11 protein-coding genes and 1 pseudogene are annotated in these 12,909 nt (G+C 71.7%); 8 read left to right on the top strand and 4 right to left on the bottom strand.

The genetic code is table 11. The features are described 5' to 3' along the window. Nucleotides 1-110 precede the first annotated feature (110 nt). Entirely contained in the window at nucleotides 111-557 is a 447-nt protein-coding gene (locus AOK03_RS09210; protein ID WP_055564687.1) for a hypothetical protein, read from the top strand. A gap of 25 nt (nucleotides 558-582) precedes the next feature. Here AOK03_RS09210 and AOK03_RS09205 read toward each other — a convergent pair whose 3' ends face one another. The 3 genes from AOK03_RS09205 to AOK03_RS09195 all read right to left on the bottom strand — a co-directional run bounded on the left by AOK03_RS09205 (nucleotide 583) and on the right by AOK03_RS09195 (nucleotide 3,665). After that, nucleotides 583-1,284: a gamma-glutamyl-gamma-aminobutyrate hydrolase family protein gene (locus AOK03_RS09205; RefSeq protein ID WP_244177539.1), complete on the bottom strand. Its 702-nt coding sequence runs from the start codon at nucleotides 1,282-1,284 to the stop codon at nucleotides 583-585. Between the two features lie 22 nt (nucleotides 1,285-1,306). Then, the gene (eat, locus tag AOK03_RS09200) at nucleotides 1,307-2,752 is read right to left on the bottom strand and encodes an ethanolamine permease (protein WP_055564685.1); all 1,446 of its coding nucleotides are present in this window, start codon (nucleotides 2,750-2,752) and stop codon (nucleotides 1,307-1,309) included. A 163-nt stretch (nucleotides 2,753-2,915) separates the two neighbouring features. Continuing rightward, nucleotides 2,916-3,665: a FadR/GntR family transcriptional regulator gene (locus tag AOK03_RS09195; RefSeq protein WP_055564684.1), complete on the bottom strand. Its 750-nt coding sequence runs from the start codon at nucleotides 3,663-3,665 to the stop codon at nucleotides 2,916-2,918. A gap of 75 nt (nucleotides 3,666-3,740) precedes the next feature. On the opposite strand from AOK03_RS09195, the gene AOK03_RS09190 reads away from it, so the two are divergent. The 6 genes from AOK03_RS09190 (at nucleotide 3,741) to AOK03_RS09165 (ending at nucleotide 11,196) form a co-directional block, all read left to right on the top strand. Beyond that, on the top strand, nucleotides 3,741-5,111 hold the full coding sequence (locus AOK03_RS09190) for a glutamine synthetase family protein (RefSeq protein ID WP_055564683.1): 1,371 nt from the start codon (nucleotides 3,741-3,743) through the stop codon (nucleotides 5,109-5,111). A gap of 7 nt (nucleotides 5,112-5,118) precedes the next feature. Continuing rightward, nucleotides 5,119-6,471 (top strand): aldehyde dehydrogenase family protein, encoded by a 1,353-nt coding sequence (locus AOK03_RS09185; protein WP_055564682.1) that lies wholly within the window; start codon nucleotides 5,119-5,121, stop codon nucleotides 6,469-6,471. Nucleotides 6,472-6,475: 4 nt separating this feature from the next. Continuing rightward, nucleotides 6,476-7,255, top strand: a complete 780-nt coding sequence (locus AOK03_RS09180) for a 3-oxoacyl-ACP reductase (RefSeq protein ID WP_055564681.1) — start codon at nucleotides 6,476-6,478, stop codon at nucleotides 7,253-7,255. Between the two features lie 318 nt (nucleotides 7,256-7,573). Further along, a complete protein-coding gene (locus AOK03_RS09175; RefSeq protein WP_055564688.1) occupies nucleotides 7,574-8,890 on the top strand; it encodes a haloacid dehalogenase-like hydrolase in 1,317 nt (438 codons plus the stop codon). 22 nt (nucleotides 8,891-8,912) lie between these two features. Further along, nucleotides 8,913-10,214, top strand: a complete 1,302-nt coding sequence (locus AOK03_RS09170; RefSeq protein ID WP_055564680.1) for an HAD family hydrolase — start codon at nucleotides 8,913-8,915, stop codon at nucleotides 10,212-10,214. Between the two features lie 28 nt (nucleotides 10,215-10,242). Continuing rightward, complete coding sequence (locus tag AOK03_RS09165) at nucleotides 10,243-11,196, top strand: DUF2510 domain-containing protein (RefSeq protein ID WP_055564679.1); 954 nt, start codon at nucleotides 10,243-10,245, stop codon at nucleotides 11,194-11,196. Between the two features lie 20 nt (nucleotides 11,197-11,216). On the opposite strand, the gene AOK03_RS09160 is transcribed toward AOK03_RS09165, so the two are convergent. Continuing rightward, entirely contained in the window at nucleotides 11,217-12,431 is a 1,215-nt protein-coding gene (locus tag AOK03_RS09160; RefSeq protein WP_055564678.1) for an amino acid deaminase/aldolase, read from the bottom strand. A gap of 195 nt (nucleotides 12,432-12,626) precedes the next feature. Between AOK03_RS09160 and AOK03_RS09155 the strand changes: the two are divergent. Then, nucleotides 12,627-12,909: pseudogene (locus AOK03_RS09155) on the top strand (hypothetical protein); the annotation flags it as partial.

Raw genomic sequence — 12,909 nt, 5'->3', positions numbered from 1 at the left:
GGGCGGGAGGGCGCAGGTCCTGAGCCCGGAGCGGGCGACCGCAGGGATGCAAACAAAGTGTTCACAACGAACCGTTGACTCTCTGGGGTGTGCCGCCCCACGCTGGACGCATGCCGAACCCCGAAGAGCAGCCCCAGGCCGCCGACCCCTTCACGCCCCCGCACCCGGACGAGGCCCGCGCCCGGCGCGCCTATGCCTCCCTGATGCGCATCGCCGAGCGGCACGCCGCCGACGACGCGCAGCGCAACCGGCAGGTCCACCCCGCCGTCCTCGGCCCGCACGAAGCGGTCCGGATCGTGTCGTTCCTGCTCAGCGGGGCCGCGAAGGCCGTCGATGGCGAACCGGAGGTGGACCGCGCCGACATCACCGCGGCGCTCACCCTCCTGCCGATGGCCCGCGGCGAAATGGACGAGCTGGAGACCGGGCTCCTGCAGATGGCGCGCGGCCGCGGCATGACCTGGCCGGACATCGCCTTCGGCCTCGGCCTCGGCACCCCGCAGGCGGCCCGGCAGCGGTACGAGCGGCTGGTGTCGCGCACGGCGGCGGAGGGGGAGTAGCGCGGGACCGCCGTGCGCGCCCGGCTCAGGACGCGGCTCGGACCAGCGCGGCCATGACGCGCGTGTCCTCGCCCATCTCCGGATGCCACTGCACGCCGAGCGCCCAGGCGGGCCGGGGGAGTTCGACCGCTTCGATCGTGCCGTCCTCCGCGTACGCCGACACCACCAGGCCCCTGCCGAGGCGGTCCACCGCCTGGTGGTGGTAGGTCGGCACGTCCGTGGACGCCTCCGGCACGACCGACTCGTACAGCGTGCCGGGGACGGGCTTCACCGCGTGCGTGCCGAACACGCCGATGCGCTCCACGTGCCCTTCCATGTGCTGGACCAGCGTCCCGCCGAGCGCCACGTTCATGAGCTGCATGCCCCGGCAGATGCCGAGCAGCGGAGTCCCGGATGCCAACGCGGCCTCGATCAGCGCGAGTTCCCACGCGTCCCGCTCCCGCGCGGGCGGCCCGGTGCGCTCCTCGCGCGCCGCGCCGTACCGCTCGGGCTCCACATCGGGCCCGCCCGCGACGACCACGCCGTCCAGCCGGGCGACGACCTCGGCGGCGTACGAGGGGTCGTCCGGCGGCAGCATCGCGGTGAGGCCGCCCGCCGCCCGCACCAGGCGCGGATATCCCGCGGGCAGCACGGCCGCGGGCAGCTCCCACACGCCCCAGCCCACCTTGGACTCCAGATAGGTGCTGACCCCGATCAGCGGCCTGCCGCCCACTGCGTTCTCCCTCACCGTTCTCCTTCAGCCGTGCTGATCAGTTGCGTTCCAACTCTGCCTCGGCGGCGGCGAGCGCCGCGAACTCCTCCTCCGGCGCGCGTGCCACCAGGTGCTTGCGGCTGTACACCCCGAAGTACGCGAGGGCGACCACGTACACCCCGAGCGCGATGAGCGCCGCCGTCACGTCCACCAGGAACGTCGCCACCAGCGCCGCACAGGCGAGGACCAGCGCCACGGACGAGGTGAGGATGCCGCCGGGGGTGCGGTAGGGGCGCTCCAGGCCGGGCTCGCGGCGGCGCAGCACGATGTGCGAGAGCGACATCAGCGCGTACGAGATGGTCGCGCCGAACACCGCGACGTTCAGCATCCGGGCGCCGTCACCGGTCGCGGCGGCCAGACCGAATCCGATCGCGCCCGGCACGAGCAGGCCCAGGTAGGGGGCCTTGCGGCTGCTGGTGAGCGAGAGGAAGCGGGGGAGGTAGCCCGCCCTGGAGAGCGCGAAGAGCTGGCGCGACCCGGCGTAGATGAGCGAGAAGAAGGAGGCCACCAGGCCGGCGAGGCCCGCGTAGTTGACGATGCGGCTGAGCGCTGTCGCCTCGCCGTCCGGCTGCAACGCCTCGACCAGCGGATTGCCCGCGTCCTGGATCGCGTTCGCGCCCCGCGCGCCGGACGAGGCGAAGAAGGTGAGGAGCGCGAGCACGACGAGGATGGCCATCGACCAGCGGATCGCGCGGGGCAGGGTGCGCGCCGGGTCCTTGGTCTCCTCGGCGGCCAGCGGTACGCCCTCCACGCCGAGGAAGAACCACATGCCGAACGGGAACGCCGCCCAGATGCCCAACAGGCCCATCGGGAGCCAGGAGTTGGCGCCGAAGGCGTCCGCCTCGACGGGGATGTCGTTCAGCTTCGAGGCGTCGAAGTCCATGAACGCGCCGACCGCGAAGATCAGCAGCGCGGCCACCGCGATGCCGGTGACGACGAAGCTGAAGCGCAGCGCCTCGCCGACGCCCCACAGGTGGATGCCGATGAAGATCACGAAGCAGGCCAGATAGACGGGCCAGCCGGAGCTGAGGCCGAACAGGCCGAGCGACTCGACGTAGTCACCGATGAAGATGGAGATCGCGGCAGGCGCCAGGATGTACTCGATGAGGATCGCCGTGCCGGTCAGGAAGCCGCCCCACGGGCCGAGCGCCCGCCGCGCGAAGCCGTAGCCGCCGCCCGCCGTCGGCAGGACGGACGAGAGCTCGGCGAGCGAGAAGACCATGCACGCGTACATCACGCCCATGAGCGCCATGGCGATGCCGAGGCCGCCGAAGCCGCCCTCCGCGAGGCCGAAGTTCCACCCCGAGTAATCGCCGGAGACGACGTAGGCGACGCCGAGGCCGGTCAGCAGCAGCCAGCCCGCGCTGCCCCGGCGCAGCGTCCTGCGTTCCAGATAGTCGTCCGCCGGCTCGGCTGGTTTCGGCGGGACGGAATCCATGGTCATGGCACGGCTCCTATGCGGCGGCACTGAGGCTTGGCGGCTGGGTGACTCAATGGAACGGATGCATACCTTTGCAGGGTGCATACCTTTGCCGTGCCGGGCGCGAGAAAGCAAGCCCCTTGCGTTACCCGGTGGTTAACAGCGCCTCACGTCACCCCGCGGCGCCTCACGTCAGGAAGCCCCGCAGCAGCGCCGCCGTCCCCGCGCAGTGCTCCCGCATCATTTCCCGCGCGCCGTCCGCGTCCCCGTCGAGCACGGCCTCGACGAGCGCCGTGTGCTGGCGCTGCGAGTGCTCCAGGTTCCGTACGAGCAGCGGGATGCAGTCCAGGAGGTCGTTGACGGTCGCGCGGACCCCCGCGTACTGCGCGGTGAGCGTCGGCGACCCGCACAGCTCGGCGAGCGTGAGGTGCAGCAGGGTGTCCAGCCTGCGGTACTCCGTGAGGGGGGCGTCGTGGGTCCTCGCGAGCGCCGTGCGCAGCCGTTGCGCCTGCTCGTCGGTGAGTCCGTGCGCCGCGCACAGCCCGGCCGCGCCGACCTCCAGGACCTCGCGGAAGCGCAGCGCGTCCTCGACGTCGACGTCCTTGATGCGGCGGCGCAGCTCGTCCTCGCCCGGCGCCTGGGGGCGCGGCCGCACGAACGTGCCGCCGTACCGCCCGCGCCGCGACTCGACCAGGCCCTGGTCCTGCAGCACCTTGAGGACCTCGCGCAGCGTGACCCGGCTGATGCCGAGCCGGTCGGCCAGCTCCCGCTCCGACGGCAGGCGTTCGCCGCCGGGCACCAGGCCGAGGCGGACCACCTGGAGGATCTGCTCCAGGGCCTCCTCGAAGCCGTTGCCCGCCCGCACCGGGCGCAGCACCGCCGTCAGGCGCTCGTCGTCCGGTGCGGACGCCGCCGTGCCCTCTTCCGTGTGCGACATGTCCGTACCCCCTTCCCAAGCAATGGTTCTCGGCAATACCTTATGGCTCCCGGCTGACCCAAGGAGGCTTTTCCCGTGGCAGACCGCACACCCCCGCTGGCCGTCGAGGAGCTCGAAGCCCTCGTCGCGAGCGGCGAGATCGACACTGTCGTCCTGGCCTTCCCCGATATGCAGGGGCGGCTCCAGGGCAAGCGGTTCGCCGCCCGTTTCTTCCTCGACGAGGTCCTCGAACACGGCACGGAGGGCTGCAACTACCTCCTGGCCGTCGACGCGGACATGAACACCGTCGACGGTTACGCGATGTCCTCCTGGGACCGCGGCTACGGCGACTTCGCCATGCACGCCGACGTCTCCACCCTGCGCCGGGTCCCCTGGAACGAGGGCACCGCGATGCTCGTCGCGGACCTCGCCTGGAACGACTCCTCGCCCGTCGTGGCCGCCCCCCGGCAGATCCTCCGTCGCCAGCTGGACCGGCTCGCGGAGCTCGGCTACACCGCGCACGTCGGCACGGAGCTCGAATTCATCGTCTTCAAGGACACCTACGAACAGGCCTGGGACGCCGGGTACAAGGACCTCACCCCCGCCAACCAGTACAACATCGACTACTCGGTCCTCGGCACCGGCCGCATCGAGCCCCTCCTGCGCCGCATCCGCAACGACATGGCGGCCGCCGGACTCGTCGTCGAGTCGGCCAAGGGCGAGTGCAACCCGGGCCAGCACGAGATCGTGTTCAAGTACGACGAGGCCCTCGTCACCTGCGACCAGCACGCCATCTACAAGACCGGCGCCAAGGAGATCGCGGCCCAGGAAGGTGTCTCCCTCACCTTCATGGCCAAGTTCAACGAGCGCGAGGGCAACTCCTGTCACATCCACCTCTCGCTGCAGGACGCCGACGGCGTCAACGTCATGGCCGGCTCCGCGGACGACCCCGGCGGCATGTCGCCCGTCATGCGGCACTTCCTCGCGGGCCAGCTCGCGGCGCTGCGCGACTTCTCCCTCCTCTACGCGCCCAACATCAACTCCTACAAGCGGTTCCAGCCCGGCACGTTCGCGCCGACCGCCGCCGCCTGGGGCTACGACAACCGCACCTGCGCGCTCCGCGTCGTCGGCCACGGCCGCTCGATGCGCTTCGAGAACCGGCTGCCGGGCGGTGACGTCAACCCGCACCTCGCGGTCGCCGGGCTCGTGGCCGCGGGCCTGTACGGCATCGAGCAGAAGCTCGAACTGCCCGAGGAGTGCACCGGCAACGCCTACACCGGCGAGTACGAGCACGTCCCCACCACCCTGCGCGAGGCCGCCGAGCTCTGGGAGAACAGCCCCATCGCCAAGGCCGCCTTCGGCGACGAGGTGGTCGCGCACTACCGCAACATGGCGCGGGTCGAACTGCAGGCCTTCGACTCCGTGGTGACCGACTGGGAGCTCCGCCGCTCCTTCGAACGCATGTGAGGCACCCTTGCTTGAGGTACTGAACCCGGCGACGGAAGAGGTCGTCGCGACCGTCCCCGCCGCCACCCCGCAGGACGTCGACGCCGCCGTCGCCCGTGCCGCGCGGGCCCAGGAACAGTGGGCCGCGGCCGCCCCCGCCGACCGGGCCAGGCTCCTGCGCCGCTTCGCCGCCCAGGTGGACGAAAACCTGGAGGAACTCGCCCGGTTGGAGGTGCGCGAGGCCGGTCACGTCATCGGCAACGCGCGCTGGGAGGCGGGCAACGTCCGTGACCTCCTCGACTTCTCGGCCGGGGGAGCGGAGCGCCTGAACGGCCGCCAGATTCCGGTCCCCGGCGGCCTGAACGTCACCGTCCTGGAGCCCCTCGGGGTCGTGGGCGTCATCGCCCCGTGGAACTTCCCGATGCCGATCGCCGCGTGGGGCACGGCCCCCGCACTCGCGGCGGGCAACGCGGTGATCCTCAAGCCCGCCGAGACGACGCCGCTCACCGCGCTCCGCCTCGCCGAACTCGCCCTGGCGGCAGGCCTGCCCGAAGGCCTCTTCCAGGTCCTGCCCGGCGAGGGCGGCGTCGCGGGCAACGCACTGGTCGAGCACCCCGGCGTAGCCAAGATCGTGTTCACCGGCTCCACCCGCGTCGGCAAGCAGATCATGGCCACGTGCGCCGACCGCGTGAAGCGCCTGACCCTCGAACTCGGCGGCAAGAGTCCGAACATCGTCTTCGCCGACGCCGACGTGGAGGCAGCCGCGCTGGCCACCCCCATGTCGTATCTCGACAACTCGGGACAGGACTGCTGCGCCCGCACCCGTGTCCTCGTCCAGCGCTCGGTGTACGACCGCTTCCTGGAGGTCGTGGCGCCCGCGATCGAGTCCGTCGTCGTGGGCGACCCCTCGGACGAGAAGACGCAGATGGGCCCGTTGATCTCCAGGACCCAGCTGGACCGCGTCCGCTCCTACGTAACCCCCGGCGACGGCATCCACGGGACGGCGCCCGAGGGCCCCGGCTTCTGGTTCCCGCCGACGCTGCTCACCGACGTCGACCCGGACGCCCCGGTGGCCTCGGAGGAGGTCTTCGGCCCCGTCGCCGTCGTCATCCCCTTCGAGGACGAGGCCGACGCGATCCGGCTCGCCAACGCCACCGACTACGGCCTCTCCGGCTCCATCTGGACGCGTGACGTCGGCCGGGCCCTGCGCGTGTCCGGGGCAGTCCGGGCAGGCAACCTCTCGGTCAACTCGCACTCCAGCGTGCGCTATTGGACCCCGTTCGGGGGTTACCAGCAGTCCGGACTCGGCCGTGAGCTCGGCCCGGACGCGCTCGCCGCTTTCACGGAAACCAAGAACGTCTTCATCAGCACGGAGGCCTGAACCCATGTCAGAAAACATCTGCCGCCGACTCGTGGGCCGTACCGCCGTCATCACGGGCGCGGGCAGCGGCATCGGCCTCGCCACCGCGCGGCGCCTCGCCTCCGAGGGCGCCAACATCGTGTGCGGCGACATCGACGAGAGCGCGGGCAAGGCCGCGGCCGAGGAGGTCGGCGGTACCTTCGTGAAGGTCGACGTCACCGACGCCGAGCAGGTCGAGGCGCTCTTCAAGACCGCCTTCGACACCTACGGATCCGTCGACATCGCCTTCAACAACGCGGGCATCTCGCCGCCCGACGACGACTCCATTCTGGACACCGGCCTGGAGGCCTGGAAGCGCGTCCAGGACGTCAACCTCACCTCCGTCTACCTGTGCTGCAAGGCCGCCATCCCCTACATGCGGCGCCAGGGCAAGGGCTCCATCATCAACACCGCCTCCTTCGTGGCGCGGATGGGCGCGGCGACGTCGCAGATCTCCTACACCGCGTCCAAGGGCGGCGTCCTCGCCATGTCCCGCGAGCTCGGCGTGCAGTTCGCCCGCGAGGGCATCCGCGTCAACGCGCTCTGCCCGGGTCCCGTCAACACCCCGCTCCTCCAGGAGCTGTTCGCCAAGGACCCCGAGCGTGCCGCGCGCCGCCTCGTGCACATCCCCGTGGGCCGCTTCGCGGAGGCCGAGGAGATGGCGTCCGCGGTGGCGTTCCTCGCCAGCGACGACTCCTCGTTCGTGAACGCCACGGACTTCCTCGTCGACGGCGGCCTCACCGGGGCGTACGTCACCCCGCTCTAGGGCCTGTCCGGCGGATCATGGCGCGGGTCGCGGGGTCTGGCACGCCCATCTGCCGCGTTGTCGTCGGTTGTCAACTCCCCCCTGCTCGAGACTTCGCTCGAGCAGGGGGACCCCCATCGCGTTGCCGCCCTCCTCCGCCTTGCAGCTGGACGCACCAGACCCCGCTCGCCTGCACCGCAAGGGTGGACGCCACACTTCCGCGCCCTGATCCGCCGGACAGGACCTAGGCCCCACCGGCAGTTCACCCCACAGCCATCCACCCGTCAGCCGGGCGTCGCACGACGCCCGGCTGACCTGCGTAAACACTGGAGTGTGTTCGTGAACTTCAAGCGCCGCGCCGCCGCGGCCACCGCCGTACTCGCCGTCGCCGGAGCCGGTCTCGTCACCGTCCAGGCCACCGCGGAAGCCACCCAGCCCGCCGCCCACGCGCGGCCGAAGGCCTGCCCCGACCTCACCGTCTCGAAGGGCTGGTACGGCGACAACAAGGCGCGGCTCCAGCGCATGATCGACGCGTACGGCCACTGCGGGCCCCAGCGGCACAAGGGCGGCGCCAAGCCCGTCGCCACCTTCGACTGGGACAACACCGTCATCAAGAACGACATCGGCGACGCCACCATGTTCTGGCTGCTGCGCAACGGCAAGATCCGCACGCCCGAGCGCGGCGACTGGCGCACCACCAGCCGCTATCTGACCGGCACCGCGGCCAAGGCCCTCGCGAAGGCCTGCCCGGCCACCGGCGCCACCCTGCCCACCCGCCGCGACACCGCCTGCGCCGACGAGATCCTCTCCGTCTACAGCGAGGGCGCCACCACCTCGGGCAAGGCGGCCTTCGACGGCTTCGACCACCGCCGCATGGAGCCGCAGTACGCCTGGCTCGCCCAGCTCACCCGCGGCTGGTCCACGCGCCAGGTGAAGCAGTTCGCGGCCGCCGCCCGCAAGGAGAACCTCGCCGCGCCCATCGGCACGGAACAGCGCGTCGGCACCGGGCAGGTCACCGGCTGGGTCCGCTACTACGACCAGCAGCGCGACCTGATCCGCACCCTCAAGAAGGCCGGATTCGACGTCTACGTCGTCTCCGCCTCGCCCGAGCCGATCGCCGAGGTCTGGGGGAAGGGCGTGGGCGTCGACGCCCGGCACACCATCGGGATCCGCAACGTCACCGCGCACGGGAAGCACACCGCGCACCTCAAGGGCTGCGGCACCGTCAGGGACGGCGACGACTCGATGATCACGTACATCGACGGCAAGCGCTGCTGGATCAACAAGGAGATCTTCGGCGTGCGCGGCGCGGCGGCCGAGAAGGTCCAACCGGCCGCGAAGCGCCAGGTGTTCGCGGCGGGCGACTCCGACACGGACATCTCCTTCCTGCGCGATGCCACCGGACTCAGGCTCGCCCTGAACCGCAACAAGAGCGAACTGATGTGCCGGGCCTACGAGAACGGCGACGGGCGCTGGCTGGTGAACCCCATGTTCATCGAGCCCAAGGGCAGGCAGGCCGCCCCCTACCCCTGCGCCTCCACCGGCTACACCGAACGGGACGGCGCGAAGGGCCCGGTGCGCCGTGCGGACGGCTCCGTGATCCCCGATCAGAGGGACACGGTGTACGGGGCGTCGGCGGCATCGTCAGCCTCGTAGGACTGATGTACGGTCCACTCGCATGCGTAACAGAAACATTTTGGCGCTGACCCTGGCCGCGGCCGCCACCCTGGCGGCCGTGCCCGCAGCACTCCCCGCGGCCGCCGCCACGGCCGTGAACTCCCGTACCAACGCCACGCAGTGCCCACAGCTGTCGAAGAAGCTGGAGTGGTACGGAAACAACCGTGCCAAGCTCCAGCGGACCATCGACGAGCGCGGCACCTGCGCGAACCCGGACCTCGGGCACGGCAGGAGCAAGCGCCCGGTCGCCGCGTTCGACTGGGACAACACCATCACCAAGAACGACGTGACCGACGCGACCATCGCCTGGTCGCTGCGGCACGACAAGATCCTGCGCCCCAAGAGCTGGAAGTCCACCAGCAAGTGGATGACCGACGACGCGGACCGCGCGCTCACCAAGGCGTGCGGCACGAAGGTGCCCGTCGGCAAGCCGCTGCCCACCTCCAGGAACGCCGCCTGCGCCGACGAGATCTTCGAGGTCCGCGAGGACGGCAGGACGATGAGTGGCGCCGCCGCGTTCGCGGGGGAGTGGGACCACCGCCACACCGTCCCGCAGTACGCCTGGGTGCCGCAGCTCTTCGCCGGGCACACCGTCCCCGAACTGGAGTCGTACGCCGCGAAGGCCCGCAAGGAGGCGCTCGCCGCCCCCATCGGCGCCACGCAGACCGTCGGCACCCACGAGATCCCGGGCTACGTCCGCTACTACGACCAGCAGCGCGACCTGATCCGTACGCTCAAGAAGGCCGGATTCGACGTCTACATCGTCTCGGCGGGCTCCGAGCCGGTCACCGAGGTCTGGTCGAAGGGCGTGGGCATCGACCGCAAGCACACCGTCGCCATCCGCTCCGTCCTCGACCGCAAGGGCCGCATCACCACCTGGAACCAGGGCTGCGGCGACGTCCCCGTCAACAAGGGCGAGGCCATCCCGTACATCGACGGCAAGCGCTGCTGGATCAACCAGGAGATCTACGGGATCAAGGGCGAGGCGGCCTGGGACAAGCAGGACTTCCGGCACCGCATCGCCCTCGGCGGCGGCGACGCCGACACGGACGTGACGTTCGTCGGCGACGCCACGGGTTCGCACCTCGTCCTGAACCGCAACAAGAGCGAGTTCATGTGCCGGGCGTACGACAACGAGGACGGCCGCTGGGTCGTGAACCCCATGTTCATCGAGCCGCTGCCGCAGAAGGACGGCACGTACCCGTGCTCGACCGCCGCGTACAACGAGCACGACGGGAGCAAGGGCCCCGTCCTGCGCGCGGACGGCTCAGTGGTTCCCGACCAGCGGGACTCGGTGTACTGATCTTCCTGGCACGTCCTAGAGTGCCGGGATGAGCATGTCGCCGCCGCCCGGCTGGTACCCGGACCCCCACCAGCCCTCCGTCGAGCGCTGGTGGGACGGATCCGCCTGGACCGAGCACCGGCGGACGCCCGAGCACACCCAAGTCGCCCCGGCGCAGCAGGGGTTCGGGCCGCCGCAGGCCACGACGTCGGTCATGCCGGTGACGCCCCCCGGCGGCGGCCGCGCGAAGGTCGTCGCGCTGGGCGTCGCCGGGGTCGTCCTGGCCGGTGCCATCGTGGCGGGCGTCGTCACCCTCGGCGGGGGTGACGACGACCCGCAGGGCGGGGGGCCCGCGCCGAGCGCGCCCGCCGAGGGCACCCCGACACCGGCCGTGTCGGAGAAGGAATCGAAGTCCCCGACCGCCGACCCCGACCCGGGCACCCTCGTCGACGACCTCAACGGCATCACGATCCCCGTGCCCAAGGGCTGGGAGAAGGACGACGACTCCTTCGGCGGCGGCGCGACCATCCAGACCCCGGACCTCGTCGACTGCCCGGGCGACTCCGGGCTCTGCCGCGAGGGCACCGTCACCTCGACCACCGCGACGGGCACGGACGAGACGGACCCCAAGGCCCTCGCCCTGGGCGACATCGAGGACGCGGCGGACGACGCCTACGACAAGGACAAGCTCGACAACCAGCCCTACGGCGGCATCACGCGCCACGAGAAGCTCAAGGAAGGCCAGGTGGCGGTCGCGGGCCGCAGCGGCTACTTCGTGCGCTGGCGCGTCCACACGGAGAAGGGCGACGGCGGCTACGTCCAGTCGCTCGCCTTCGCGTCGAGCGTCGGCTCGGAGTCGATGGTCATCGTCCGCTTCGCCGTCGGCGCGGGCGACGACGCGCCGCCCGTCTCCGTCCTCGACGAGATCACCGAAGGGATCCGTTCGGTCGACGACAGCGCCACGGGCGGCGGCGTGGGCAACGACGTGGGCGCGACGCCCTAAGGCCTGTCCGGCCTGCGGGGTCAGAGGAACGTACGGCCCTCGCCCCGGTACGTCGGGACGCTCCCCGTCACCCGGTCGCCCTCGACCAGGTGCAGGGTCTCGAACCGCTCGCACAGCTCTCCGGCCTTGGCGTGCCGGAACCACACCTTGTCGCCGATCAGCAGGTCGTCGGCCGGGGGACCGTGCAACGGAGTCTGCACCTCGCCCGCGCCCTCCTGCGGGTCGTACCGCAGCCCCTCGGGGAGGTACGGCTCCGGCGAGCGGTCCGTGCCCGCGACCCCCGACGCCGGATAGCCGCCGCCGAGCACCGTCACGGTCCCCGCACCGGGCCGCCGCACCACGGGCTGCGCGAACAGCGCGGCCGGACGCCCGCTGAACGACGTGTAGTTGTCGAAGAGCCTTGGCACGAACAGCCCCGAACCCGCGGCGATCTCCGTGACCGCACGCTCGGCCGCGGTGTGCTGGACGCTGCCGGTGCCGCCGCCGTTCACGAACTCCAGGCCCGGCGCGACCGTCCGTACGGCGCCGATCGTCTGCGCGCGGCGCGCGGCGAGTTCCTTGCGGGCCGCGGTCTGCATCATGCGGACCGCCCGCGACCGCGCCGGGTGCCCCTCGACCGCGTCGCCCACGCCCGCGACATGACCTTCGTACGCCATGACGCCGACGAGCCGGAAGCCGGGACGCCGCTCGATGGCCCGGGCCAGCGCGGCGACCTGCACCGGCGAGTGCAGCGGTGAACGGAGCGCGCCGATGCGCACCCGGCCGCCCAGCGTCCTGAAGGAGGTGTCCAGTTCCAGGCAGACCCGCACCTCCTCGGTTCCGCCGTTCCTCGCGTCGTCGATGAGCCGGAGCTGGGCCGGGTCATCGACCAGCACGGTCACCGAGGCCGCGAGCTTCGGGTCGGCGGCCAGCTCCGCGAACCCGGCGCGGTCCACCGAGGGGTAGGCGAGCAGCACGTCGTCGAAGCCGGAGCGGGCCAGCCACAGCGACTCCGCGAGCGTGAACGACATGATCCCGGCGAAGCCGTCGCGGGCCAGCACCCGTTCGAGCAGGGCGCGGCAGCGCACGGACTTGCTCGCGACCCGGATCGGCTTGCCGGCGGCCCTGCGGACGAGATCGTCGGCGTTGGCGTCGAAGGCGTCCAGGTCGACGATCGCGACGGGGGCGTCGAGGTGTGCGGTGGCCCTGTCGTAACGGGCCCGGTCGGCGGCGCGGTCTGCGGCACGGGCAGTCATGGGCGAAGCCTGCCAGACGCGATTACCCGAGGGTAGGGGGATGATCCGGGCAGATCGCCCCGGGGTGCGGACCGCGTTCCCGTACGCCCCGCGTCTGCCCGTAGAGTGACGCGCACGGAGCCTGGCCGAGCGGTGTGCACGGAGCCTCGCCCACCGAGCGCTCCGGCCGGCCGAGCGCGAGGAAACGGGGGGAGCATGAGCACGGAGGCGCCTGGCAGCCCCGTACCGCCGCGTCCCGCCGCGCCGCCCCGCCCTTCGGCCCCGCCGACCTCGTCGGCCTCCTCCGTGTCGGCATCCTCCGCGGACCGGTCCGACGAAGCGGCCGAGCCGCCGCCCGCGCCGTCCGCCCGCTTTCCCGACGTCCGGCCGCCCGTCGACCAGGACTGGGTGCTCGGCAGCCCCCGGCCCGCGCCTTCCCGTCGCGACGCGGAGCCCAGCCGGGCGGCCCGCATACACGACCTGCTGGCCCCCTTCGAGC

This window comes from Streptomyces atriruber (assembly GCF_001418325.1).
In the GTDB taxonomy this organism is placed as follows: domain Bacteria; phylum Actinomycetota; class Actinomycetes; order Streptomycetales; family Streptomycetaceae; genus Streptomyces; species Streptomyces atriruber.
Note: the sequence above shows the minus strand (reverse complement) of the source record. Positions and strands in the feature narration are given on the sequence as shown.